Annotated in this window: 2 protein-coding genes; both read right to left on the bottom strand. The window is 66.5% G+C overall.

The window, feature by feature from the left end:
• Positions 1-1,628 (bottom strand): NAD+ synthase (locus tag JWQ89_RS19010; protein ID WP_299643586.1); only part of this gene is annotated, 1,628 nt, incomplete at its 3' end.
• A gap of 88 nt (positions 1,629-1,716) precedes the next feature.
• On the bottom strand, positions 1,717-2,564 hold an 848-nt coding region (locus JWQ89_RS19015; protein WP_299643588.1), incomplete at its 5' end, for a hypothetical protein.

A 2,564-nucleotide genomic window follows, 5' to 3' on the forward strand; every position in this document is an offset into this window, starting at 1 on the left:
CCCTGCCCGAAGGCCTTGCGGGAGATTTTTACGCCGGGGGCGGACTGGCGGCGCTTGTATTCGGCGATGTTGACCAGCTTTTCGATGCGCTTTGCCAGCGCGAGGTCGAAACGGCCCTCGCCGCGGACGACGATTTCGGCCAGCGGCAGTTCGAGCTCGACCAGCCCGACGAGGATTTCGTCGAGGATCGGATAGGGCGGCAGCGAGTCCTGGTCGGTCTGGTCGGGGCGGAGCTCGGCCGAGGGGGCCTTGTCGATGATGTTCTGGGTGATGACCACGCCGTCCGGGCCGAGGCAATCAGCGGGGCGGTGCTTGTTGCGCCAGTCGGCCAGCTCGTAGACACGCATCTTCAGCATGTCCTTGATCGGGTTGAAGCCGCCGTTCATGTCGCCGTAGATCGTCGCGTAGCCGACCGCCATCTCGGACTTGTTGCCGGTGGTGAGGAGGAGCGAGCCGAGCTTGTTGGAGACCGCCATCAGGTACACGCCGCGCATGCGCGACTGGATGTTCTCCTCGGTCAGGTCCGCGGGGCGGTTGCCGAACACCGGCTGCAGTTCGGCGAGCGCGGCTTCCACCGGATCGCCGATCGAGACGACGTCGTAGCGGACGCCGAGGCGCCTGGCGCAATCGTGCGCGTCGGCGAGGCTCTCGGGCGAGGTGTAGCGGTAGGGCAGCATCAGGCAGTGGACGTTGTCGGCGCCGATGGCGTCGACGGCCATGGCGGCGACGATGGCGCTGTCGATGCCGCCCGAGAGGCCGAGCACCACGGACTTGAAGCCGTTCTTTTTCACATAGTCGCGGAGGCCCAGCACGCAGGCGCGCCAGGGCGCCTCGTCGATGCTCGAGAGCGGGGCGACGTGCGGATCGGTGCAGCGCCAGCCGTCGTCGGTGCGGGCCCAGTTGGACATCAGGATCTCGGGCTCGAAGCTCTTGGCCTGCACCACTAGCCGACCGCCCGGCTCGATGCCGAAGCTGGCGCCATCATAGACCAGATCGTCCTGGCCGCCGACCTGGTTGAGATAGAGCATCGGCACGTTGTCTTCGGCGACGCGGTCGGTGACCAGCTTGTAGCGGGTCGCCTGCTTGTTGCGCCAATAGGGCGAGCCGTTGGGGCAGATGAGGAGACGCGCGCCCTGGTCGACGAGGCGGGCGCAGACATCGGGGTGCCAGATGTCCTCGCAGATCGGGATGCCGATCGAGACGCCCTTGATGGTCACCGGCTCCTGCAGGTCGGCGGGCTCGAAATAGCGCTTCTCGTAGAACACGTCGTCATTGGGCAGCTCGTGCTTGTAGCGGCGGGCGGTGATGGCGCCCGCTTCGCAGACCAGCACGGAATTGAACAACTTGCCGTTCTCGCGCCAGACCGAGGGCATGATGGCGGTGACGCTCGTGCCGGCGGTGGCGCGCGCGAAATCCTCGGCGGCGGCCATCGCGTCCGCCACGAAGCGCGGCTTGAACAGCAGGTCGTCGGGGAAATAGCCGGTGAGGAACAGCTCGGAGAACAGCAGGATATCGGCGCCCGCCTCGGCCGCGCCGGCGAGGGTCTCCTTGGCCAGCGCGAGGTTCCGCGCGAGCGCGCCGACCGTCGGATTGAGCTGCGCGAGGGCGATGCGAAGACGATCGGTCACGTGAGGAAATCCGCCGGAGACAAACGCGGCAAAGACTTATCCGCTCACCCCGGCAAGGGCAAGCGGACAGCCGGTAAGCCAGGTGGGATCAGAACGAGTAGGTCAGCTCGGCGAGGAGACCGTAGCGGAAGAGCTTGAACGGGTTCTCGGTCTCGATGTAGTCGTCGAGCGAGATGCTCGGGGCGGAGTACGGCGGATCAGCGGGGATGTACGTTCCCGGATTGTCGGGATCCTCGACCTCGGTGTACTGCGGCGCCGTGACGAGCGCGCCGGTATAGGTCGCGTCGTAGGTGCCCTGGACATACCAGGCCCGGCCGCCGAGGCGCATGGTGAGGTTTTGCGTCGGGTGGATGCCGGCCATCAGCTCGGCCATGGCCCCGTAGCCCCAACCGTTGACCTCCGTCGCCGAGGCCTTGAAGAACAATGGTGCGCAGCCGCCGGGCGCCGGGACCGGACACGGCGCATATGGTCCGAGGTAGTCATCGCCGCCGCCGGCGTGCCCGCCCATGACGCCGCTCAGACTCGCGAACGGCACAGCCGCAACCTCGGCGCTGATATCGAAGAAGTCGCTGATCTCTGCCTTGCCGCTGAGGCCGAGGCGCAACATGTGCAGTTCCAGCTTGTCATCGACACTATCGCCGGGAAGCGACCAGACGCCGCTGTTCTCATTGTAGTCGATGTCGCCGTCGCTGGTCGCCGTGGTGTAGTTGGCGCGCGAGGTGCGCGGCGAATTGTTCCAGTAGTTGTAGCCGACAAGGCCGCCGATTCCGGTACCCTCGCTGTCGCCGAAGGCGTTCCAGCCGAAATCCGCGCCGGCATAGCCGAGGACGCCGTCCACAACCGGAGCGGTGTCGTAGGGATCGGTGAACTCGCCGTTGATGGCGAAGGTGTAGCCCGCCCAGGCCTTGCCATAGGTGCGCGTGGCGTCGTCCTCGA

The organism is Devosia sp., from assembly GCF_028290645.1.
Lineage (GTDB): Bacteria > Pseudomonadota > Alphaproteobacteria > Rhizobiales > Devosiaceae > Devosia_A.